The sequence below is a fragment of the Pseudoalteromonas sp. S1650 genome, from assembly GCF_005887195.1.
In the GTDB taxonomy this organism is placed as follows: Bacteria; Pseudomonadota; Gammaproteobacteria; order Enterobacterales; family Alteromonadaceae; genus Pseudoalteromonas; species Pseudoalteromonas simplex.
This window is the reverse complement of record NZ_PNDF01000043.1, coordinates 17,953-38,161: the sequence shown is the minus strand read 5'-3', so window position 1 is coordinate 38,161 and position 20,209 is coordinate 17,953. Positions and strand designations below refer to the sequence as shown.

Annotated in this window: 24 protein-coding genes and 2 tRNA genes; 12 read left to right on the top strand and 14 right to left on the bottom strand. The window is 42.0% G+C overall.

From position 1 onward, the window contains the following. Positions 1–597 precede the first annotated feature (597 nt). The 8 genes from CWB80_RS13735 (at position 598) to CWB80_RS22940 (ending at position 6,671) form a co-directional block, all read left to right on the top strand. Entirely contained in the window at positions 598–1,530 is a 933-nt protein-coding gene (locus CWB80_RS13735) for a CHAD domain-containing protein (RefSeq protein ID WP_138598925.1), read from the top strand. Between the two features lie 30 nt (positions 1,531–1,560). Next, on the top strand, positions 1,561–2,460 hold the full coding sequence (locus tag CWB80_RS13730; RefSeq protein WP_138598926.1) for a DUF350 domain-containing protein: 900 nt from the start codon (positions 1,561–1,563) through the stop codon (positions 2,458–2,460). A gap of 73 nt (positions 2,461–2,533) precedes the next feature. Beyond that, the gene (locus CWB80_RS13725) at positions 2,534–4,186 is read left to right on the top strand and encodes a polyamine aminopropyltransferase (RefSeq protein WP_502705008.1); all 1,653 of its coding nucleotides are present in this window, start codon (positions 2,534–2,536) and stop codon (positions 4,184–4,186) included. Positions 4,187–4,265: 79 nt separating this feature from the next. Beyond that, a complete protein-coding gene (locus CWB80_RS13720) occupies positions 4,266–4,679 on the top strand; it encodes a YjfI family protein (RefSeq protein ID WP_063700564.1) in 414 nt (137 codons plus the stop codon). A gap of 24 nt (positions 4,680–4,703) precedes the next feature. Beyond that, positions 4,704–5,396, top strand: a complete 693-nt coding sequence (locus CWB80_RS13715; RefSeq protein ID WP_054554603.1) for a PspA/IM30 family protein — start codon at positions 4,704–4,706, stop codon at positions 5,394–5,396. Between the two features lie 71 nt (positions 5,397–5,467). Then, complete coding sequence (locus tag CWB80_RS13710) at positions 5,468–6,106, top strand: hypothetical protein (protein WP_055199258.1); 639 nt, start codon at positions 5,468–5,470, stop codon at positions 6,104–6,106. Continuing rightward, positions 6,103–6,420 carry a hypothetical protein gene (locus tag CWB80_RS13705; RefSeq protein WP_054554605.1) on the top strand — a complete coding sequence of 106 codons (318 nt, stop codon included), beginning with the start codon at positions 6,103–6,105 and terminating at the stop codon, positions 6,418–6,420. The genes CWB80_RS13710 and CWB80_RS13705 overlap by 4 nt, the downstream gene beginning before the upstream one ends. Before the next feature lie 65 nt (positions 6,421–6,485). Further along, on the top strand, positions 6,486–6,671 hold the full coding sequence (locus CWB80_RS22940; RefSeq protein WP_054554683.1) for a hypothetical protein: 186 nt from the start codon (positions 6,486–6,488) through the stop codon (positions 6,669–6,671). On the opposite strand, the gene CWB80_RS13695 is transcribed toward CWB80_RS22940, so the two are convergent. The 5 genes from CWB80_RS13695 to CWB80_RS13675 form a co-directional block, all read right to left on the bottom strand. After that, positions 6,664–7,065 (bottom strand): hypothetical protein, encoded by a 402-nt coding sequence (locus tag CWB80_RS13695; RefSeq protein WP_054554606.1) that lies wholly within the window; start codon positions 7,063–7,065, stop codon positions 6,664–6,666. The genes CWB80_RS22940 and CWB80_RS13695 overlap by 8 nt on opposite strands. A 13-nt stretch (positions 7,066–7,078) precedes the next feature. Next, complete coding sequence (locus CWB80_RS13690) at positions 7,079–7,564, bottom strand: hypothetical protein (RefSeq protein WP_054554607.1); 486 nt, start codon at positions 7,562–7,564, stop codon at positions 7,079–7,081. A 148-nt stretch (positions 7,565–7,712) separates the two neighbouring features. Continuing rightward, positions 7,713–9,089: a class II fumarate hydratase gene (locus CWB80_RS13685; protein ID WP_138598928.1), complete on the bottom strand. Its 1,377-nt coding sequence runs from the start codon at positions 9,087–9,089 to the stop codon at positions 7,713–7,715. 8 nt (positions 9,090–9,097) lie between these two features. Continuing rightward, the gene (locus CWB80_RS13680) at positions 9,098–9,424 is read right to left on the bottom strand and encodes a hypothetical protein (protein ID WP_058585360.1); all 327 of its coding nucleotides are present in this window, start codon (positions 9,422–9,424) and stop codon (positions 9,098–9,100) included. A 145-nt stretch (positions 9,425–9,569) separates the two neighbouring features. Continuing rightward, positions 9,570–9,764 (bottom strand): hypothetical protein, encoded by a 195-nt coding sequence (locus CWB80_RS13675; RefSeq protein ID WP_054554610.1) that lies wholly within the window; start codon positions 9,762–9,764, stop codon positions 9,570–9,572. A gap of 183 nt (positions 9,765–9,947) precedes the next feature. Here CWB80_RS13675 and CWB80_RS13670 point away from each other — a divergent pair, with 183 nt between their 5' ends. Further along, positions 9,948–10,538, top strand: a complete 591-nt coding sequence (locus CWB80_RS13670) for a DUF938 domain-containing protein (RefSeq protein ID WP_138598929.1) — start codon at positions 9,948–9,950, stop codon at positions 10,536–10,538. Here the strand turns inward: CWB80_RS13670 and CWB80_RS13665 are convergent. From CWB80_RS13665 to CWB80_RS13655, 3 genes are all read right to left on the bottom strand, one after another. After that, on the bottom strand, positions 10,515–11,654 hold the full coding sequence (locus CWB80_RS13665; RefSeq protein ID WP_138598930.1) for a GNAT family N-acetyltransferase: 1,140 nt from the start codon (positions 11,652–11,654) through the stop codon (positions 10,515–10,517). The two genes, CWB80_RS13670 and CWB80_RS13665, sit on opposite strands and share 24 nt — an antisense overlap. Then, positions 11,651–13,018 carry an alpha/beta hydrolase gene (locus tag CWB80_RS13660; RefSeq protein ID WP_138598931.1) on the bottom strand — a complete coding sequence of 456 codons (1,368 nt, stop codon included), beginning with the start codon at positions 13,016–13,018 and terminating at the stop codon, positions 11,651–11,653. The genes CWB80_RS13665 and CWB80_RS13660 overlap by 4 nt, the downstream gene beginning before the upstream one ends. Positions 13,019–13,086: 68 nt before the next feature. Next, complete coding sequence (locus CWB80_RS13655) at positions 13,087–13,548, bottom strand: Lrp/AsnC family transcriptional regulator (RefSeq protein WP_054554614.1); 462 nt, start codon at positions 13,546–13,548, stop codon at positions 13,087–13,089. A gap of 113 nt (positions 13,549–13,661) precedes the next feature. Here CWB80_RS13655 and CWB80_RS13650 point away from each other — a divergent pair, with 113 nt between their 5' ends. Next, positions 13,662–14,831 carry a PrnB family protein gene (locus CWB80_RS13650; protein WP_138598932.1) on the top strand — a complete coding sequence of 390 codons (1,170 nt, stop codon included), beginning with the start codon at positions 13,662–13,664 and terminating at the stop codon, positions 14,829–14,831. Further along, on the top strand, positions 14,831–15,946 hold the full coding sequence (locus CWB80_RS13645; protein ID WP_138598933.1) for an aminotransferase class V-fold PLP-dependent enzyme: 1,116 nt from the start codon (positions 14,831–14,833) through the stop codon (positions 15,944–15,946). The genes CWB80_RS13650 and CWB80_RS13645 overlap by 1 nt, the downstream gene beginning before the upstream one ends. A 12-nt stretch (positions 15,947–15,958) precedes the next feature. Here the strand turns inward: CWB80_RS13645 and CWB80_RS13640 are convergent, their stop codons facing one another. From CWB80_RS13640 to CWB80_RS22565, 5 genes are all read right to left on the bottom strand, one after another. Next, a complete protein-coding gene (locus tag CWB80_RS13640) occupies positions 15,959–16,726 on the bottom strand; it encodes an MBL fold metallo-hydrolase (protein ID WP_138598934.1) in 768 nt (255 codons plus the stop codon). A 69-nt stretch (positions 16,727–16,795) separates the two neighbouring features. Beyond that, a complete protein-coding gene (locus CWB80_RS13635; protein ID WP_171041536.1) occupies positions 16,796–17,296 on the bottom strand; it encodes a DUF4124 domain-containing protein in 501 nt (166 codons plus the stop codon). A gap of 108 nt (positions 17,297–17,404) precedes the next feature. Next, positions 17,405–17,497 (bottom strand) — tRNA-Ser (locus CWB80_RS13630). A 53-nt stretch (positions 17,498–17,550) separates the two neighbouring features. Next, positions 17,551–17,641: transfer RNA gene (locus CWB80_RS13625), tRNA-Ser, on the bottom strand. A 227-nt stretch (positions 17,642–17,868) separates the two neighbouring features. Beyond that, positions 17,869–18,009: a hypothetical protein gene (locus tag CWB80_RS22565; protein ID WP_166341396.1), complete on the bottom strand. Its 141-nt coding sequence runs from the start codon at positions 18,007–18,009 to the stop codon at positions 17,869–17,871. A 324-nt stretch (positions 18,010–18,333) separates the two neighbouring features. Here CWB80_RS22565 and CWB80_RS13620 point away from each other — a divergent pair, with 324 nt between their 5' ends. After that, entirely contained in the window at positions 18,334–19,182 is an 849-nt protein-coding gene (locus CWB80_RS13620) for a diacylglycerol/lipid kinase family protein (protein ID WP_138598936.1), read from the top strand. 54 nt (positions 19,183–19,236) lie between these two features. Here CWB80_RS13620 and CWB80_RS13615 read toward each other — a convergent pair whose 3' ends face one another. Further along, positions 19,237–20,166, bottom strand: a complete 930-nt coding sequence (locus CWB80_RS13615) for a DMT family transporter (protein ID WP_135923129.1) — start codon at positions 20,164–20,166, stop codon at positions 19,237–19,239. Positions 20,167–20,209: the final 43 nt, after the last annotated feature.

Sequence of the window (20,209 nt, the reverse complement as noted above, 5' to 3'; positions counted from 1 at the left end):
ATCAATTTGTGTGTTTTCGGGCTATGACGAAATTGTCGATGAAGTTTCAAAGGCATGGAATCACTTTATTTCGATACCGGATCGAGTGAAGAAAATGTGCAATCGGGAATGGATTAAATTGATTTAATCTTTATGCGGAATGGTATTATTTCACCTTGCGCTAATTCGTCTTTTATTAATGAGCTTTACCTCTTCATTGTGCATGACGAATTACCACGCTGTTGGGTTCTTTAGTACAGAGCCTCCCTCAGCAATAACCCCGTAGGAGACACTTCAGTGCCGATTTCAGACCATAACAAACATATTCATGGCTAAAGCCATTCCTACAAGTAGACTTTGCCTAGAACCAGAGGATGACGCAGGACCAAACACCCACACCGCGCGGCTGATCGCTGACGGCTGAAAGCTGATAGCTCTGTGATGTGTTGGGTTTCGCTTCGCTTCGCTCTACCCAACCTACGCCAGGCCTTTAAACTTTTCCCCTTGCTAACTAGCAATTCACGACCCAATTTACCCTTTGTTGCAATTTTAATCTTGGTTTAGTACCTGAGCTATGTAAAACTATTTGCGTTTTTAAACCACAATCAGGTGACATGAATGTCTCAAATAAAAGCTTGGAAACTTATTAGCCTGTTTTGTTTGGTAAGCTTGCTTATGGGCTGTGAGTCAAAAGAAGAGCAGCTGAAACAAACAATACAACAATCCATAGAAAAAGCTGAAGTTGAATTAAATCAACTTGGTACAGCGCTTGATAATGGCTCTTTACGTAATGCGACGATACTTAAACAATACGGCAAGGTGCTTGCTGAGCAACAACCGCAACTTTCTGAGATCGCCCGTGTAATTAGTCTTGATGCCACTCGTGAAGGGGCTATTTATTCAGGTCTTACACAACGCTTAGCAGATGTGAAGTCTACTTATCTAATACCACCCTATGAAGATACGCTTCATCAACTTAACCTCATTCGTGATGCTGCCAAACCGTCTTTATTTCAAGATGCGCTTACCGATCCTATCAATATGCTTGCTGATATGTCGCAGGGGTCACTAGCACGGGTTGGTGCAATTAGTGAAGCTGCTGAAGGCGAAAGTGTTGGTAACCAGTTAGTTGGCAACCCTAACTATGGGCAGTGGCAAACGAATAGCAGTGGTACCAGCTTTTGGGTTTGGTACGGTATGTATCGTATGTTGGGCGATGTATTCGACCGAGTTGAATATGGTCGCTGGAGTCGTCATAGAAAGTATAGCTATTACAATGATTATGGCCGTTATCGTTATTCGAGCCCTAAGCAGATTAAAGCACAACAAACGGTAGAGACACGAACTCGACAGTCTTACCAACGCCAAGGTAAACAATTCACTAGTCCGTATGCCAAGAAACGTAGTGGCGCATCTGGATTAAGCCGTAGCAGCTATACGCCGCCACGCACACGTAGTAGCTATGCTTCTAGCAGTAGTTACAGTAAAAGCTCTGGGTCATTACGTAACAGCTCGAGCAGAACATCACGTGGCATTAGCCGCGGTAAGTAGTGAAAAGAATAACCACCGGAGTTACAACACATGTATGAATTTAATGGAATAACAACTTGGTCGTTGCAAGCTTTAGCAATCGACTTTGCAATCATTATCGCTTTATTTGTCAGCCTAAAATTTATTAAGGGTTGGGTATCTAACTTACACGCTAATGATGAAATAACTGAGCGTGACAATTTTGCTTTTGGTATTAGCTTTGCGGCAGGACTTGTGGCACTTGCTATTGTTCTTAGTGGCGTGAGCAGCGGCTCATTTGCACCGACTTTACAACAAGAAGCATTACAAATGCTAGGTTATGGTGTGATGGCGATTGTACTTATCAAGCTAGGTCACTTCTTCCAAGACAAAGTAGCGCTTCGTAAAGTGAGCCTGCATGACGAAATCGTAAAAGGTAATGCTACTGCTGCACTCATTGATTTTGGCCATGTTGTTAGTGTGGCGATTGTTATTCGCTCAGCTTTATTTTGGGTTGCGACCGAAGGCTGGCATGGTATCCCAATTGTGATCGCAGCTTTTGCCATTGGCAGCATTGCGATGCTACTGATCAGTCAATATCGCGTGCAGTTATTCAAGCATACTAATCGCAGTGGTGATTGCTTACAGCAAGCGGTTATTGACGGTAACTTAGCAGTAGGTATTCGTTATGCTGGCTTTTTAGTGGGTAGTGCATTGGCATTAACGGCAGCATCAGGTATTGCTCCTTATGCGGCTGACAACATTGTTGCTAGTTTAGCGTACTGGGCATTAAGTGCAGCTGTGAGTTTAGTTGCTTTCATTTTACTACACTTAGTGACTATCAAAATCATCCTATCTGGTTGTGATATTTCAGATGAAGTGAACCGCCAGAAGAACGTGGGTGTAGCAGCTATCTCTGCAGCAATCTCATTTGCGATTGGTTCGACTATGGCAACCTTGTTAGGTGCCTAATTAAGTGTCTACTACAACAAGCGCCCCAAGTAGAGCTCATCTACTTGGGCATGATTTCCTATTAATAACTGTTATGGCCGTACTCGCTGGGTGCGGCCTTATTTATGAGTACCTGTTATCTCATTATGCTGGTCGTGTCTTAGGCTCAGTCGAGAGTGCCATATATGCCATGATCGGCACCATGATTGTCGCTATGGGTATCGGTGCTTTTTTAGCGCGATGGTTTAAAGATGCGTTTACTGCTTTCGCATGGCTAGAGAGTATTATTGCTTTGGTCGGCATGGGCTGTATTTTGGCGATAGCGAGTGTTATCGCTGTCAGTTATTCATTGCCGCATATCTTCTCCGAAATTTTTAACTTGCCTGCAGATACCGTACTTAATGGTTACGTGTTTGAAAGGCTGCAAGAATGGTCTCGTTTTTTACCTTATGTGTTTGGTCTATTACTTGGGCTATTAATTGGTATGGAGATCCCGCTAATTGCGCGTATTCGCCAGCAAGTCTATGGGCGCTTTTTAGAGAACAATGCGGGTACCATTTACGGGGCTGATTATATCGGTGCCGGTATAGGTGCTGCGATTTGGGTGAGTATTATGCTCGCGATGCCAATTATGCAAGCAGCTGCTTGGACTGCGTTATTTAATATTATTGCCGGTCTCGTGTTTTTGTGGCGCTATCATCAACATGTTCGCTTCGCTAAGCTACTGTTAGTTTGTCATGTACTGTTGTTGGTGTTTTTTGCGTTTGTGCTTGTGCTTGGCACCAGCTGGATGAAAAATCTAAGCAATGTTTTATACAAAGATAAAGTCATCTACTCGCAAGCAACTAAGTATCAGCATTTGGTGTTAACTGAGCGTTTGAGTCGCAATCAGCCCAATGCAATTACCGATCTTTACCTCAATGGCCGTTTACAATTCTCAAGTGTGGATGAGCAAATTTATCATTCTATGCTTGTCTATCCTGCTATGTTGGCCTCCAATCGCCATGACCGCGTGTTGATCATCGGGGGCGGTGATGGACTTGCATTGCGTGATGTTTTGAAGTGGCCAGTAGAGCATGTCACCTTGGTTGACTTAGATGGTCAGTTGTTAAACTTATTTGGTAATGATGTCGGCGACTATGATGCGCCAGAGAAAATCAGAACACGTTTAACAGCGCTAAATAAACACTCTATGAGCGATCCTCGTGCTGATATTCGCATTGCAGATGCCTTTTTAGAGGTCGAAGCAATGCTTGCTAAAGGCGAGCGCTTTGACACTATTTTAATTGACCTACCAGACCCTAATCACCCAGATCTTAATAAGATGTACAGTGACTATTTTTACAATCATGTGCGTCAGTTATTGGCGCCTGACGGGGCTGTGGCCGTGCAATCAACATCGCCTTATCATGCGAAGAAAGCATTTTTGAGTATTGCTAAAACAATGAAAGCTTCGGGTTTTGGTTATGTTGAGCAATACCAACAAAATATTCCTTCGTTTGGTCAATGGGGTTGGACAATCGCGACTACCGCTGGCAAATCAGCAAGTCAGCGAATTCGTGAAACTAACGAATTACCGGTGCCATCGCGTTGGGTAAGCAAAGAATATTTATTGGCTTCTTTTGTGTTTCCGAATCATTTTTTTGAACAAGTAAACACGATTGAAGTCAATAGATTAGGTTCAGGAACCTTATATGATTATTACCGCCAAGCGTGGCAAGTTGAAACCGAATTGTACAAAAATTGATATTTTATAGTTGACATAATATGTCGGCTATGCAAATCTTAACTCAGACATAATATGTCAAAACGTAAAAAGGTGAGACATGGAATTAAATGAACTATCAATCAAACTGGCTTCTTTTGAAACAGAGGGTGTGAGCTTTGAGTCTTTCTTGATTGCCAACGAAGGTGAGCAAGATGTGTTACAAGTTATCGTCGATGGGAATGATGAGTTACCTATCTTTGTTACTCAAACAGAAGAGCAATTACTGTGTATTAGCTACCTGTTTGCTGAAGACGAAGTACAAGCAGATATGCGTAATGAGTTAAACGAAACGTTACTACGTTTAAATGTACCAATCCCATTAAGCGCATTTGCAAAAATTGATGATAAATACGCTATTTTTGGCGCGTTATCGGTTAATTCATCGTTTGATGATATTACCCATGAGTTGGTAACACTGGCAGACAATGCGATTGATGCACTTGAAGCCGTGACCATTTATTTAAACGATTAATTAGCAATTTCTGGAGTTAAGATTATGAGTATTTTAAAGAAACTATTTACAGCTGTACGTGGTGGCGCTCGTGAAGCAGGACAAGCAATTGTTGATGCAAACGGTATCCGTATCTTTGAACAAGAAATTGCTGATGCACAAAATGCCTTACAACGCGCTAAGAAAAGCCTGACCGAAGTAATGGCAAAAGAGATGCAAACGAAGCGTAAAATTAGCGCACTAGATGCATCAATTGCTGAACATGAAGCGTATGCAGGCCAAGCACTTGAAAAAGGTAACGAAGCTCTTGCATTAGAAATCGCTGAAAAAATCGGTGATTTTGAAGCTGAAAAAGCAGAGCACGAAGAAGTGTTAGCTGGTTTTAGTAACCACATTGTGCAACTAAAGCAGCAAGTTAAAGAAGCTGAAAAGTCGATTAAAGAAAACCAACGTCAATTAACAATGGTTAAAACGACTGAAAGTGTGCAGCAAGCAACAATGGCTGTAAACAGCACGCTAAATACGAACAGCTCATCAATGACATCAGCACGTGAGTCTCTAGAGCGTATTAAACAACGCCAGCAAGACCGCCAAGATCAGTTAGGTGCGGCTAAGCAATTAGAAGCAGATACTAATGGCGATGATTTAAAAGCGAAAATGGCTGAAGCGGGTATTGGTGATACCAACCCGAAAAGCGCAGATATTTTGGCGCGTATTAAAGCAAAACAAAATAGCTAATCAGTTAACGGAAAGACAAAAGGTAACCCACGCACTGGGTTACCTTTTTTGCTTCAACAAGGAGTCAGCCAATGTTTAACTTTTTCAAATCTAAAAAAGCCCCAGAGCGTCAGCTTACTGATCCAAGCCAATTACTCGTTGGTGATATGCTAACTGTGATTGATTCGTTCGCTTACCCAAGCTGGTTAAAAGGACAGACACTGCGTGTTATTGATGTGCAAACGTATCAGTACCAACGTAGTGCAGAGTATGAGCTGGTACTCGAGAGTGAATCTGGCCAAGTGGTGTTTTTGCAAATTGAATCAGATGACGGTGAGCAATGGGCAAACTTTGCGATCAAAATTCAACGCGACGATGTTGATGAGATTTTTACCCTTGATGAGTTCGCTCGTATTTTTGATGAAGACGAATTAACGGCAATTAATGTACAAAATAGCCCGGAGCGTTTTAGTCACTTTTTAGCATCGAGCTACAAACAATCAGAAGCACCTTATGTGTGTTATTTCCATAATAAGGACTACCGTAATAAGCCTTTACCTCGTTATGAAGACGAAGGTGGTGAGCCGTGTGAAATGATCTGTTTAAGCTCTGACGATGAATCGCATAGTTTAAATATTGAGATTTGGGAAGGCGGTGAAACAGAGGTATCACTGACGTTAACCAGACCAATTAGCGATATTGTTGACTTATTTCCTGGGGATGCCAAGTGAGTGATGCAAAAGCCAAATGGCAGCGTCAGGAGCAAGCCGTTAGAGCCACGCAAATGGCGTTTGATTTAAGCTCTGAAGTGCAAAAATCAATTAAGAAGCAAGCCATTGACCAAGAGCTTACGCCATCAGATATGATCCGTAAGATTTTGGAGCTCGACGTTAAGTCGAAAAAAACCAGACAACGCTTATCGTTTAACTTAAATGATGAAGAGATTGCTTTATTGGCTGAGCGTTTTGGCGTTGCAGCCGATGATAAGCGTGCTGTGAAGCAGCGCGTGGCTGAATTACTCATTGAACACAGTAAAAAAAGCTAAGGTTTTGCCTTTACTTCTTTAAGCCCTTACACTGAGACTAGATGTTTTAAAGAAGTGGCATGACTGTGGATATTATTTTACTTGCGTATTTAGTTATTTTTGCATTATTTGGCACTGCAGCAAGTTACTTTGTTCGCTACATTTATGCTTACTGGGTGCATAATACAATGCAGGTTAAATACATATATAAGGCCGGGATTTGTATCATCAGCGTGGTGATAGTATCCGGCCTTATTGCATTATTTACTTAATCTCGATTGCTTGGCACTGCTGTGAAATACACAGCGATTGTACAGGCAGAACTGGTGAGCAGTCGTTAACAGTTAATGCTTGATCAGATGACTTTTCAGCTGCTGTAATTCGCTCTGCAAGTTGTTCAGCTTGCTCTTGTACGTTGTTTAACGTTGAATAGACCACATAGCGACTTGGGCCACCACATGCTCGCTCACCAACTTCTAACACCTTACATTGAAAGCTCGCAGTACAGCTATTATTGCTAACGATATCGTTCAGCTGATCATTTAAATCACCTAGATCAACGCGCGCAGAGCTACCCGACGTTGTTGTTTCGCAACCGCTTAAAGCAATGCTTGCTAACACAGTTGTGGTGATGAAAAGTTTCTTGAAAGTCGATGAACGAACCATTATTGCTTATTCCTTAGTATACACTTGCCGCTGAGCCTTCGATTCTAACACAAGTATTCTCAGAACACTGCGCACCTGGTGCGGTTAGATGCTGACAAATACTCATCATGTCGTTTGCTGCGTTAAATTGCTTTTCAAGGGCGGTGATATCTTTTGCAAGTTTTTCAACCTCAGCAGTGTCAGCTGTTTTGGTTGAATAAACAATGAAGCTACTTGGGCCGCCACAAGCACGACTACCTACAGGTAATACTTTACATTGGCTGCTGTTGTCACAGCTTGGATCATCGATTAATTGTTTAAGTTGCTCATGGGCAGAGCTAATAGTGGCTTTATCTGGGGCTGCTTTGGTCACTTCCTCAGCGTTTTTTATTTCAACGGCTTTTGGTGCCTCGACAAGTTTATTGCTGGTTGCCGTTGATTCGGCTTGCTCATTAGTTGCAGCGTCCGAGCACGCAGTTAATAACACAGGAAATAAAATTGCCAATAGTGGATAGCGCATAACATACCTAAAAATCGTTGAATAAGTACTCACTATCATACACATTGCTCAAAGCGGAGCAATAAAAACGTTTGCTTTCAGTAAGTAGCTCTGTATTCACAGAGCTACAAAAAGATAAAAGTTTATACCACTTTACAATAAGCGGGTATTACAAACCACCTTGGGTTAGTTTGGCGGGGTTCAGTAACTCGCTCAGTTCTTCGCGCGAAATATCCGTATGCTCTGCAGCAACATCAATAATAGGGCGACCTTCTTGATAAGCTAATTTGGCAATTTTTGCTGCTTTGCTATAGCCGATCACCGGATTAAGCGCGGTAACTAGAATTGGGTTTTTAGCGAGCGCTTTATCAACATTGCTTTGGTTTACTTTAAAGCTGGCAATCGCTTTATCTGCTAGTGCTTCACTACTATTTGCCAACAGTTCGATACTTTGCAAAATGTTTAAGGCAATCACAGGCAGCATTACATTGAGCTCAAAGTTACCGGCTTGACCAGCCACTGTAATGGTAGCGTCATTGCCTATTACTTGTGCGCTGACCATAGCGGCAGCTTCAGGGATCACAGGGTTTACTTTACCCGGCATAATTGATGAACCTGGCTGTAGAGCTTCAAGTTCAATTTCACCAAGACCTGCAAGTGGGCCTGAGTTCATCCAGCGCAAGTCATTGGCTATTTTCATTTGTGCTACAGCAAGTACCTTTAGCTGACCTGACAGCGCAACAATGACATCTTGTGAACCGATGTTATAAAAGAAGTTTTTACTTGGGCTAAAGCGAATACCTACATTCTCACTCAAGTGTTGGCAAAACTCACCAGCAAACGCTGGATCGGCATTAATACCAGTACCAACCGCTGTGCCACCTTGTGCAAGTTCACAAACTCGCTCGAGTGCTTGGCGAATACCAGTCATTGCATGATCCACTTGTAACTGCCATGCAGCCAGTGTTTGTGCAAAACTCACAGGCATTGCATCCATTAAATGAGTGCGACCGGTTTTAACAATATGGCCCACTTCGGCTTGTTTGTTTTGTAGGCTTTGACTGAGTTTATCGAGTTTAGGAAACAGCTCATAAATGATGTTAATAGCGCTACTTACAGCAATCGCAGTTGGGATCACATCATTTGAGCTTTGTCCCATGTTCACATCATCGTTGGGGTGAATGGTTTCGCCTGCAAATTGGCTCGCCAGCGTTGCAATGACTTCATTGGCATTCATATTTGAGCTAGTGCCAGAGCCTGTCTGAAATACATCAACAGGAAACTCTGAAAAATGTTTACCGTCAATGACCTCTTGGCATGCTTGCTCAATGGCTTTGGCTTTACCTTGGCTCAAATGGCCTAAAGCAGCATTACTTTGAGCGGCAGCTTGCTTAATGTAGGCGAGGGCGGTGATAAATTGCTTAGGCATGGCTAAGCCACTAATTTGAAAATTGTTGATAGCGCGTTGCGTTTGAGCTTGATACAACGCATTGGCAGGGACTTGTAGCTCACCCATGCTATCTGATTCGGTTCTAAATTGGCTCATAAACACTCCTAAATCGGGTTAAATTCTTGGCTGAGAAGGCACGCTTCTCGCTCCAAACTGAAATACTTTTCAATACAGTTATGAGTTTTGTAGTAACGCTTTAGCGCAAGTTGCGGTTTATAAAGCTGAGCCAAACATTGTTTACGAATTGCATTATGCACTAATGAATCACACATCTTTTCAAGTAGTTCATGAAAGGTGCGTCTTAGATACAGCTCTTGTAAAATAAAGTTGTGATGCTTTTCGTAATAGCGTGCAATGTTTAAACCCGCTTCAACATAGTTAGCAACAAGCGCAGGGGCATGTAACCCAGGTCTTTGGCAAACACATTTCATTTGCCGCTGATAATGGAGCATAGCATTGTGAGAGTGCATAGAAAAACCGATTAACTGTAATGATAATTGTTATCATTACAGTTAATCGGTTTCAGTGCAAGTCTTATATAATGAAGCTAAGACTGAATGGATTAACTGTGTGTGATTAATTGTAGCCGAGAATAAAAATCTGGTCTGTTTCATGTTTTTTCGGCGCCTGTACATTTTCTTTGTTACATTGAGAAAGAAGATCGATCACGGTTGCTCTGTCGTCACAACTTGTTAAGGCGGCTTTTTCGCTTTCAGCTCGTTCGCTGGCTGCAAGTGCTGCATCTACAGCGGTGTAGGGTGAGATATACATAATATTGCTCCTATTGATTAATTCACTTAAGAAATAGCATAAGCTGTACCAATATTGATCAATAAATTTAACTAGTTGAAAATAATGGTTTTATATTTTTAATTAATAAATTCACCGCGACTTTATTATTTATTTTTGCTTTACTGTTGTGCACTAATTACCAAACATGGTGCACTAATTTGTATGGATAAACCCTTCTCTCAAGCCTGTGAAAACAACAAATTACCTATTTTAAACGTATTAGATGCGTTCTTTTCTGATGTGACGGACGTATTAGAAGTCGGCTCAGGTACTGGGCAACATAGTGTGCATTTTGCAACGCATTTAGCACATTTGCAGTGGCATTGTAGTGATCGCGAGGTTAATCACCCGGGGATTTTACAATGGCATCAAGAAGCTGATTTAACTAACTTGCATGCGCCACTCATACTCGACCTTAATGATCCTTGGCCGGTTGAAACAGTGAATGCCATTTTCACTGCGAATACAATGCACATTATTAGCTGGTCACTGGTGGAGCGCTTTTTCCAAGGTGTAGCAAAGCACTTAGCGCCAAAAGGTAAACTGTGTATTTATGGACCATTTAAGTACCAAGGTAAGTATACCAGTGCCAGTAATGCTGAATTCGATGCGTTTTTAAAACAGCAAGATGCACATAGTGCAATCCGTGATTTTGAAGCGATTTGCCAACTTGCGGAACAAGCTGGCTTAACCTTTGTTGAAGATGTACAAATGCCAGCGAATAACCAATTATTGCTGTTTAAAAGGCAGTAAGCTTTCGCATTGGGCTTTATAGAGCGCCATATGTTGGCGTTCTCTAGTAATAAAATCACTAATGGCAGCTGCAAACTCAGTGTGTTGAATATGATGCAGTGAATAGGTATTTACGGGCTTAAAACCGCGACTTATTTTATGCTCACCTTGCGCGCCAGAATGGAACTGCTTAAGTTTGTTGATAATACAGTACTCAATACCTTGGTAATAGCAAAGCTCAAAGTGCAAACTATCAAGCTCATAGTTCGTTCCCCAGTATCGACCATATAAACAATTCTGATCTTTAAAACTGAGTGTGGCGGCAATCACCTCTCCTTGATACTTAGCGAACATTAACACCAGTTTGTCGGCCATGCTTTGCTGTAATAGCTCAAAAAAGGCGGTATTCAAATAACCATTGTGGCCCGAGCGCTTCAAATAGGTTTGGCTGTAAAAATGACTAAATTGCTGCATGTGCTGTTTGCTGATGTCAGCACCTTCGAGCCATTCTACGGTTATCTGTTGTTCAGTTATTTTTGCGCGTTCTTTTTTGAGCGATTTACGTTTTCTTGCGGTGAGTGAAGCTAAAAAGTCCTCAAAGTCATTATAGCCTTCATTAAACCACTGAAACTGCACGCCATGACGTTGCATTACGGTGTTGCTAGTTAATGCAGTCGCTTGTTGCTGGTGGCAAAAATTTATATGCCAACCTGACCAGTCTAATTGCGCTGCTGTTGCTGTGAGAATGTGTTGAATGTAAGCATAGACTTCAGCGGGCTTATTGTGATTTATACTAATTCTTTGCCCTGCAATAGGTGTGAAGGGGACGCCACACAGCCATTTGGGATAATACTCTAAGCCATGTTGTTGATAGGCTTCAGCCCAAGCCCAGTCAAATACATATTCACCATAAGAGTGGTGTTTTAAATACCCGGGTAGTAGGGCTATGACTTGTTCTTGCTGGTAAATTGCTAGGTGCATGGGTTGCCAGCCCGACTCTTCACTCACACAGCCTGCTTGTTCTAAAGCCGCCAAAAAAGCGTGATCAGTAAAAGGCGTATCATCAAAAAATGATTGCCATAGAGTGGCATCAATCTCGCTTATTTGATTAAACCAGCGGTGGTTAAACTTACTCATTGTGCAGCCGATTCAATATCTTTGATGAAACCGTTGATATGCATAGCAAGCTTACCGAAATAAGGATTAAACGTGAGTCGTGCAAAGGGCTTGTGCGCTTGTAAATTTTCGGCTGTGCGCTCACCCATCACAACGTCTTTTTGGTATTTGCAGGCTGTATAAAGCGTGTCGTCATCTAAGTAGCTTCCGCAATTGCGATACAAAGCTTTACGACCGTAGTAAGGGTTGCTGGGTTTATTAACAATACCAATGTGTGACATCCCTTTGATTTTTTTACAGTCATCGGTGTCGCAGTCATCACGAATTATTTGGTAATCAACTGGAAAGCTAGCTGGGATGTTATTGTCATCACCATAGTATACAAGCCGATCAAGCTGGTTATTCTTGCGCGTTTTTGGGTCGTGCAGCTTCGTTAAAATTTTAAAGGTCGCTTGGTTATCTATTGTGGTGTCAACATCACTAAAGGTGCTAAATATCGCTACATTAGGGAGGTGGCGATGACGTAGCTCATCAAGGCTAATACGGCTCATTGCTTCGTGACTAGCTGAGGCTGCACTAAATGGAAACGACTCATACTTGGCAAAATCAAGGTCCGCGTCTTTATCAATCCAATTCACAAATGGAATCGCATCGACCCATTTCGCTAGCCAACCGTTTTTATTGTGTGGCTCGCTTGCAGGTGAAAACAACATAGCAGCCGTAATTTTATTATCGACTGGGCCTTGAGTTAAGTAATCAATAACCAGTGCAGCACCGGTTGAGTAGCCCCCTAATATCACCTGATCAAAGTCTTTTAATGTGCGCTCAATGGCATACACGCTAGCCTTTTGCCAATCATCGGCATCGATGTCTCTAAGTGCTGCAGGAGCGGTACCATGCCCAGGGAGTAAAATTGTGCGTACCGTATACCCTTGTTGATAATACACTTGTGCAAGGTCGTGATAGGTAAAGGGTGAGTCGGTTAAACCGTGGATCAAGAGCACCGCTTTACGGCTATCGGCCTGTTTGAGTTCAAATGGGCTTATTAAATCAGCAACAGTTGCGTTAGCTGGTCGAGCGCCTTGTGCAACAAGTTGCTGATAGGTGTCTGTGTAAACAGGGCATGGCAAATTAGCACGCGGGTTTTCGCTACTAATTTGCAGGTAAGCAGCGGTTAAATAGTCATTAAATGCTTGCTCGATATTATAGCTAAAGGTGCTATGAGTGCGTGGCAATGGCTCTCTAAACAGCCCTTCGCGCTTACTTTTCATCATCAGTTCTTGGTCTTCAAGCTGAGTAAGGCAGGTTTGTTGCTGCGCCATTAATGAGCTGCTAAATAGCCCACTGATGGCCCAAGAGATAGCAACTAAGTTGATGAATTTCATATTTTAAGCATCCTTTTAAAGCCTGTTTTTAGCTTATCGAGTTATGTTTTATTTGCAAGCAAGGTGCGTCAAGCGAGCGGTAAATGACGCTTAGTGAACGCTTGTTTTAAAACCACTGTCGACTCGATGTTAGCAATACAATCAATACTACCTAATTTATGTTTCACAAAGCTTTCATAGCTTTCTAAGTCAGCGGCAACGATCTTCAGCAAGTAATCATAACTGCCTGAAATAACAGAGCACTCAAGCACATGTTCTAGCTTCTCAACCTGCTGTTCAAATTGCTCAGCAGCGGCAACAGAGTTCTGGTTTAAGCGAACAAAGGCATACACAGACACATTTAAATCAACGGCTTTAGGATTGATGGCAGCATGGTAACCACTGATCACATTTGCTGATTCGAGCTTTTTAATGCGGCGAAGGCAAGGGGTATCTGACAGGCTAACAGACTGGGCCAGCTCCGAGACAGAAGTTCTCGCATTATCCTGTAAAGCATTAAGTAATTGTTGGTCTTTTTTATCTAATTTCATTTTTATTTGAGTGATTTTCACTAATCTAGGTGGATTCTAGTCTATATTTTGGCGATTAGCACTCATTGAACTCTGTTAACATTATCGCAATATAATTATTTTGGAGTGAGCCTGTGACTGAGAACACCAAGGCATTTGATAGCTGGCTTCGCACCCGTTTTGTTGAGATCAACAGCGAATTAGAAAAACTATATTGGCAACAAGACGATAAAGCGAATGTAGAGGGTGTCGGTGAGCACCTTAAACGTCAATTAGAGCAAGAGGGTAATGAGCATATTCGTGCTTTACTGGCTGAGGGTAATACCGATGAAGGCTTTGATAACGCCTTCGATTTATTAGGCAATGTTGGCTTGTATATGGCGGCATGCCGTCGACATGAAATCACTGAGCCTTCTCGTGAAACAAGTTCACCGCTTGTTGAAGCCTCTGCGTTGGCAATGCACATTGGTGCATCTATTGGTGTAACCCCGCGTTTTGCAACGGCGCATTTAACCACCCACAATAAAGCGGTTGATGGTTTGTATAAGCGCTTTACTGACCTTGAAGATGAGAAAATCTTTGTCGATTACAACACTAAGGGCATTTTAGCGTATAAGCGCGCGGCAGATGCTTTATTAAAAATTCAGCCATTAGGGATATCGCACCCTATCACGGCTGATTTACTCACAGTAGCAAAACAAGCGCTGCTTGATGTGATTGAGTCGAACAATACACTATACAACAAGCTCGATACAGACCGCTTTTTCTATTGTGTTCGTCCGTATTACAAGCCGTATCGAGTAGGTAAAGAGGTATATCGAGGTGCGAACGCCGGTGATTTTGCGGGCATAAATGTCATCGATTTATTACTTGGTCTTTGTTTTGCTAATGAACCTAGTTACTCGCAAATGCTGGTGGATAAATTCTTGTATATGATGCCTGAAGATCAGCAGATCCTGCGTGAAAGCATGCGTATGACAAGTATTATGGATGACTTCTTAGCCGCAGAAGCTGAGCGCGATAGTGAATGGTTACAAACTAACTTAAAGCTGTTCATTCAAGTGTGTAAACTGCATGGTGATACTGCCATTGGCCACCATAATCAATTGGTCAGTAAATACATAGCGCAGCCTTCACAGCAAATGCAGCAACAACATATGGATAAAGTCACAGCCAGTGGGCCGCCTTTGCATGTGTTACTAAACTCACTAGAGCAGTTGCGTGATCGCCGTGCGGCAGCAAAGCGGGATGATATTCGCACCCGTTTCGATGACTTAACTAAGTTAAAACAGTGGATTAAGTAATGAACAAAAACGATTTTGTAATTCCACAAGGCAGCTATTTGCTTAACCACTCTGTTGGAAGACCATTAAAATCTGCTGAGCAGCATTTTCATCAGCAGTTTTTTGCCGCTTGGCAAAATGAAAATAAAGAGCCATGGCAACAGTGGCTGCAAGGTGTTGAGGCGTTTACGAGTAGTCTCGCTAAATTATTTAACTCGCACAGTGAGCTATTTTGCCCACAAGTTAACTTATCGAGTGGTTTAACTAAGCTGTTGATGTCGCACCCGCGACTGCAACAAGAAAATTGCAAAGTGTTGATGGCAGAAAGTGATTTTCCAAGCATGGGTTTTGCAATGCAAAAAGCTCTACCTGAAAGTGCTGAAATCGTGTTTATTGGTAAGCATGAAGACTTAACCGATGTTCAGGTTTGGCAGTCATATTTAGCGAAAAATGATATTGATTTAGTCTTTATTAGCCATGTTTATTCAAACACGGGTCAGCAAGCGCCTATTCACGAAATTATAAATATCGCGAAAAAACACAACGCATTGAGCTTACTTGATGTTGCACAGTCTGCGGGCATTTTAGAGGTCGACTTAACTAAGCTTGATGCCGATTTTATGTTGGGCTCGAGTGTCAAATGGCTATGTGGTGGACCGGGTGCTGCTTATTTATGGGTTAACCGCAAGCAGCTATCACTTTGTCAGCCACAAGATGTTGGCTGGTTTTCTCATCAAAATCCGTTTGAGTTTGATATTAAGCACTTTGCTTATCATCAAACCGCGTTGCGCTTTTGGGGCGGTACCCCTTCAGTTGCACCTTATATTTTGGCTTCGCATAGTATTAATTACTTTGCTGATCTTGGTATTGAGAAAGTACGCGCTCATAACTTAGCAATGCTCGCGCAGTTTCATGATCAATTAGCTGATTATGTGCGTTCACCAATACAGGATGACAAATGTTCTGGAACAGCCATTATGCACTTTGGTGAGCAACAAGCGGCTGTAAAAGCTGCGCTTATTGCAGCGAATATTGCAGTTGATGAACGTCACTTAGGCTTAAGAGTCTCTGCTCATATTTATAATGATCAGCAGGATATCGATACTTTTATCACAACTGTGAAAAGGGCCTTATAACAAAACGCTTAATTAAGTATTATTGCGAGTTGGTATTACGTTAAGAGCTTGTCGAGCCTTTGCTTTGACAGAACGCCAGTGCGTCATTGGTTTTTCGGGGACCTGCGCTAAAATTTGCTCAAAGTCGATGTCATCAATACTAACTTCGTTACTGTGGGCAAACATAATTCGTTTTGGTTGCAGCGCTTTTAGCATCAACAAAGAGTTTAAATACAGCTTTGGGTAAAAAACAGGAAAGGGTGGCACAAGCTGCCCTTTTACTTTTACTAATAAATCAGCAATGTAAATTCGCTCGCTAGGAATATGATACAGACTAATATCTCGGTCGGTATGACCTGGGCTATGCAGTGCTTGCCAATCGTCAAAGCCGGGTAGGGTTGCATCAGTGGCAAGGTAATAGTCAGCATCTAAATGGCGGCTGTACCAAAGATTATGGCGTTTTTTATTTAACCTACCGGCGACCCACCAAGCCAAAGCAATATCGGTTAAATGCATTAAGAAACCATCAATGCCTCTATACCATTGCCCTGGGGCGTTCGACGTCGCTATTTTTCCACCGCTTAACTTTCTTAATGCATGCGCTCCACCGGCATGATCTGGGTGCATATGGGTAACTACTATTAGTTTTAAGTCTGTGATGGGGCGCTTGAGTTGTTCGGTAATATAGTCAAATACAGTATCAACATCAGCACGGCAACAACCATCAAGTAGCATCAATTTATCTGGGTATTCAACCAAATAGATATTTTGGATATAACCTTCGAGCGTATGAATTTGCAAAACGATTGATCCCTAAACTTAATCAGCAAATGTTGTTATATCATGTCTGACCAGTTTTGGTAAGCTAGACTAATTGGATTGCGTGCCTCGCTCTTTGAGCTGTTTTTTGGTTTCTTCTAGCTGTGATACTTGCTTTTCGAGGGTGGCGATTTGGCTTTTATAATAAGCATTAATACGTTCGCTTTGTTTACTAATAGCATCATCAATAGACGCTGCGCCTAACCTATTTGCGGCATCTTGTGTCATATTATTGAGTTTACCAATGCGCTCACTCTGCTGTTTTTGTAGTTCTTTGATCTCTAACTGAAGGCGGTCTATTTCGCGATCGGCTTTCTGGATTTTTAAATAATCTTCAACACTTAAGTCTGCAGGCTTTTGCGGATTTGGCGGCTGCTCTGTGGCTGGGGGTTGGTTACTTGCGGGTGGTGGTGTAATTTTTACTATTGCTGCATCTTTACCACAAGGCTGCTCTGTAAAGGTGGCAACCCCGTCAATCATGCACTTATAAATAGTGGCTTGACTGTTGGCGCTGGCAGATAGGGCAAGAGTAAAAAATGCAAAACGAAACATAGCATCACTTTGTGTAGCAAATAGATACTTAGCATGCATGAAATATAATGAGGAGTGCAAGTTTTCGGACATAAAAAAACCGCTAAAAAGCGGTTTTTAATAATAAAATGGTGGAGAAGGAGGGATTCGAACCCTCGATAGAGCTACAAACCCTATACTCCCTTAGCAGGGGAGCGCCTTCGGCCACTCGGCCACCTCTCCAGCGCATAATTCTGATTGTAATTTGCTGAAATAAATCAACAAATAAAAATAAGTGGTGGAGAGATAGGGATTTGAACCCTAGAGGGGCTACAAACCCCTGCCGGTTTTCAAGACCGGTGCATTCGACCACTCTGCCATCTCTCCACATCGTGATGCGAGAATAATACTTAGCTGAATCGGCTGTGTAAATAGGAAAAAGTTTGTTTGCTTGTTTTTTGAGCGTAAAGAGGGTGTTTTTTGTAAAAAGGTTTAATTATTTGCTGTTTTTAACTTAAAAGAAGGGGGTTGGGGCAGTAAACGGAGGAGCTAAAGAAGGATCTTCGTTAGTGGTTGGGTGTTTACTGCACCGATAAAGTAACCATGGTTGGGGATTACTTGTGTTGTACTGCGCCGCCAAGAGCTAACTTTTTGCCGTAGCGATTTAGTTTTGCCAACATTTTTGCTTTGCGGTTTGTTGGTTTTACGGCAACATGAGTTGCAGCGTTTTGGTTTAATGTATTAATTGGGTTCATCACTTTGCTCCGGGTTGTGTTTGGTTGAAAACGTGAGTATTTTGCAATCAAACTGGACAAAAATAAAACGATAAAAATTGAGTCTGTCGGATAACTTTTTCTAATCCGAAAGTCTTTTATTAACATGAGGTTAAGTTTTTAAATACACATTGCGCTGCATGCTTATGCAATTGTGTTTGCGTTGAAGTATAAGTAAATAAAGGTTTTTAGCTTTTGGTGTTTTTATTTATGCGTTTTTAGAGTGAGAAAGTGACTAATTATTCAGATTAATATAATTTGAACGAGCGTGGTGTTTTTGCCATGTAAGAAAAGAAGTAACCGTTGATGTTGATAATAATAAAGCCAAGTGACAAAAAAAATCATAAAAACAGTGTTGATTGGCTACTAAAAGAATGTAAAAAAAGACAGATTGAGCCTGAATTGTATTTAACCACAGGCAAGTTTGAGAATGATTGCGCTGATATTACGCATTTGGCTAAAAACCAGAGTCAAGTTGTGGTGATTGGTGGTGATGGGACGCTGCATTTAGCTGTTAATGCATTAATGATGAGTCGTTGTTCTATCGCGTTAATTCCGGCTGGCACAGGGAATGATTTTGCTCGTGGCTTTGCGTGTAAACAACAGGCTTGGTATGACGCTGTTTTTAATAGCCGTACAGGGTTAATCGATGTTGGACAAATCAATCAGCGCTATTTTATTAATGTGGCGGGAATAGGTTTTGACGCTGAAGTCGTGACTCAACTAAATAAAGCCGGAAGTTTTAGCTCGTTTGGCTACACTTGGCAGGGCATCAAGCAGCTATTTTCATTTAAGGCACAGTCACTTCAGGGTGAGTTTAATGGTAAAGCACTCAGCTACAGTAATTTAGCGACGATTTTTGCTAATCATCATTACTTTGGTGGTGGCTTAAAGATTGCCCCTCGGGCAAAGTTAAATGATGGTCAGCTTGATTGCTACTGCATGCCAGCTGGCGGTTTGTTGAAAAACCTGATCAGCTTTTTGTATTTACTGCTCGTAAAGCATCATGGTTTGCACGCGCTAGAATATACCCAGTTAACGACTGCCGAGATCACCACGAAAGGACTGGCTATAGAAGCCGATGGTGAGCTCGTTGGTTTTACTCCGGCTAAAGTTAAGATTCACAAACAAGCACTTCGTTTTCATGTGCCATAAAAAAGCGCCGGCAAAATTTGCCAGCGCTTGGTGTTAGAGGCGACATAGTCACTTCTAACTGGGGACGGAGCTTTTTTGCTGCAGATTACGTGCAGCAAAAAATGCTTTAATTTGTCGAGTTGGAGTTAGCACGATAGCATTTCCGAATAACACTAGGCTAAAACCCATAAAGGTATTTGCTTGCCATTCAAATCCTTCAAATAAGGTACTTAAGACCACTGCAACCAGTGGGAATAATACGATTACATAGCTTGCTCGCTCAGGGCCGATATTTTTAAGTAGCGCGAAGTAACAAGCAAATGCGATTACGGTGCCAAATACTGCTAAATAGAAGAGCGATACCCAATAGCTGGTTGGGGCATTCAATGTCAGCTCAACGTCGCTTACTAAAACATAAGCAGCTAGTCCTAAAGCGCTGTATAACATGCCCCAGGCATTGCCCTGAAGTACGCCTATATTACGCTGAGAGTTTCGAACGCTGACCATATTTCCCAATGAAGCCACAAAGGTTCCTGATAGCGCAAGTAGTAACCCGACCAACGCACCATTACTCAAGTCGAATTGCTGAATTTGTGGCCAAAATAAGCTGGCAATACCCATTACGCCGAGTAGAGCTCCAAAGTAAATTCGTTTCGCAATTGGTTTTGCGAAGAACAAGCGGGTGTTAATAATGTTCATTAATAGCAACATCGAAAAGGCAATTGAGGCCATTGCTGAGGTAAGATAGTTCTGCGCCCAATACAGCACTAAATAATTTAAACCAAAGTTAAATAAAGCCAATAATGCAAAAAATCCGTGATCGCGCAGTGAATATTGCATAGGGAGTTTTTTTACCAGCACAAAGGCCCACATTAAAATGGCTGCAATGGCAAAGCGATAAAATAAAGAGACCTCAACAGCAACATCACCCAGTTGAAACTCAATAGCTAGCCAAGTCGATCCCCAGATCAGTACTGTAGCAAGGTAGAGAGCGGCGCTTTTCATAGTTAGTACCCAAAAATTGAAAGTATGTTCATTTTAATCCTCT

Excerpts from the sequence above, each read along its gene's own strand:
- CWB80_RS13735 (WP_138598925.1), top strand. The coding sequence starts at position 598 with ATGTCTCAAATAAAAGCTTGGAAACTTATTAGCCTGTTTTGTTTGGTA.
- CWB80_RS13730 (WP_138598926.1), top strand. The coding sequence starts at position 1,561 with ATGTATGAATTTAATGGAATAACAACTTGGTCGTTGCAAGCTTTAGCA.
- CWB80_RS13725 (WP_502705008.1), top strand. The coding sequence starts at position 2,534 with ATGGCCGTACTCGCTGGGTGCGGCCTTATTTATGAGTACCTGTTATCT.
- CWB80_RS13720 (WP_063700564.1), top strand. The coding sequence starts at position 4,266 with ATGGAATTAAATGAACTATCAATCAAACTGGCTTCTTTTGAAACAGAG.
- CWB80_RS13715 (WP_054554603.1), top strand. The coding sequence starts at position 4,704 with ATGAGTATTTTAAAGAAACTATTTACAGCTGTACGTGGTGGCGCTCGT.
- CWB80_RS13710 (WP_055199258.1), top strand. The coding sequence starts at position 5,468 with ATGTTTAACTTTTTCAAATCTAAAAAAGCCCCAGAGCGTCAGCTTACT.
- CWB80_RS13695 (WP_054554606.1), bottom strand. The coding sequence starts at position 7,065 with ATGGTTCGTTCATCGACTTTCAAGAAACTTTTCATCACCACAACTGTG.
- CWB80_RS13690 (WP_054554607.1), bottom strand. The coding sequence starts at position 7,564 with ATGCGCTATCCACTATTGGCAATTTTATTTCCTGTGTTATTAACTGCG.
- CWB80_RS13685 (WP_138598928.1), bottom strand. The coding sequence starts at position 9,089 with ATGAGCCAATTTAGAACCGAATCAGATAGCATGGGTGAGCTACAAGTC.
- CWB80_RS13680 (WP_058585360.1), bottom strand. The coding sequence starts at position 9,424 with ATGAAATGTGTTTGCCAAAGACCTGGGTTACATGCCCCTGCGCTTGTT.
- CWB80_RS13675 (WP_054554610.1), bottom strand. The coding sequence starts at position 9,764 with ATGTATATCTCACCCTACACCGCTGTAGATGCAGCACTTGCAGCCAGC.
- CWB80_RS13670 (WP_138598929.1), top strand. The coding sequence starts at position 9,948 with ATGGATAAACCCTTCTCTCAAGCCTGTGAAAACAACAAATTACCTATT.
- CWB80_RS13665 (WP_138598930.1), bottom strand. The coding sequence starts at position 11,654 with ATGAGTAAGTTTAACCACCGCTGGTTTAATCAAATAAGCGAGATTGAT.
- CWB80_RS13660 (WP_138598931.1), bottom strand. The coding sequence starts at position 13,018 with ATGAAATTCATCAACTTAGTTGCTATCTCTTGGGCCATCAGTGGGCTA.
- CWB80_RS13655 (WP_054554614.1), bottom strand. The coding sequence starts at position 13,548 with ATGAAATTAGATAAAAAAGACCAACAATTACTTAATGCTTTACAGGAT.
- CWB80_RS13645 (WP_138598933.1), top strand. The coding sequence starts at position 14,831 with ATGAACAAAAACGATTTTGTAATTCCACAAGGCAGCTATTTGCTTAAC.
- CWB80_RS13635 (WP_171041536.1), bottom strand. The coding sequence starts at position 17,296 with ATGTTTCGTTTTGCATTTTTTACTCTTGCCCTATCTGCCAGCGCCAAC.
- CWB80_RS22565 (WP_166341396.1), bottom strand. The coding sequence starts at position 18,009 with ATGAACCCAATTAATACATTAAACCAAAACGCTGCAACTCATGTTGCC.
- CWB80_RS13620 (WP_138598936.1), top strand. The coding sequence starts at position 18,334 with ATGTTGATAATAATAAAGCCAAGTGACAAAAAAAATCATAAAAACAGT.
- CWB80_RS13615 (WP_135923129.1), bottom strand. The coding sequence starts at position 20,166 with ATGAAAAGCGCCGCTCTCTACCTTGCTACAGTACTGATCTGGGGATCG.